The 687-nt window shown below is 75.1% G+C and carries 1 protein-coding gene; it reads right to left on the bottom strand.

What is annotated here, in order from left to right; translation table 11 throughout:
- A partial coding sequence (locus DW309_RS01825) for a PucR family transcriptional regulator ligand-binding domain-containing protein (RefSeq protein WP_205812588.1) occupies positions 1–687 on the bottom strand: 687 nt, incomplete at both ends.

Genomic DNA, 687 nt, shown 5'->3' with positions numbered 1-687 from the left:
TCGGATACGGTCCGCCGCCTCGGTCGTGCGCACGACCACGCCGCACGCCGGACGCCCGCCCACGTCGAGCCCCAGTCGGGCGAGCCGTGCCGCGACATCGTCGACGCGCGCGAACCGCGACCCCAGCAGGTCGTCGATCAGCGTGCGATGCGCGAGCACCGTCCACTCTGCCGCTCCGTCGGCGAGGCATCCGAATGCGAGCGCGGTGGCCCCCAGCTCCAGGACCGTGAGCCGACCGGCCGGGTGCGGGGGCCCGACGAGTGCCGTGAGCGACCCCCAGCGCACACCCCTCGCCTGCACGGGTACCCGCTCGGAGGCCCCGTCGGCGGCCAGCGGGAGCACCTCGGCGACCGGACGGGACAGCGCTTCGGTGGCGATCACCTCTCCCGCCAGGTTCTCCAGCACGACCGGCGCGTCGAGCGCGCGGGCCGTCTCGGTCACGATCACGTCCGCCGGGGCTCCCCGCAGGCTGAGGGCCGTGAACAGCTCGTGCAGTCGCTGCCGTTCGCGCAGGGCCGCCGTCTGCGCGTCGATCAGTGCGCGGTGCACGGCCTCCGTCACGGTGACGAACTTGACCTCTCCGGCCAGCGCGACCAGGGCGAGCGACGCCTCCGCGCACGCCTCGATCACGGCGTCGGGCACGCGCGGCATCCGGTCGCCGAGCTCCACCACGACCCCGGCGACGCC

The sequence above is a fragment of the Microbacterium sp. K41 genome (assembly GCF_004794395.1).
GTDB classification, from domain to species: domain Bacteria; phylum Actinomycetota; class Actinomycetes; order Actinomycetales; family Microbacteriaceae; genus Microbacterium; species Microbacterium sufflavum.
Note: the sequence above shows the minus strand (reverse complement) of the source record. Positions and strands in the feature narration are given on the sequence as shown.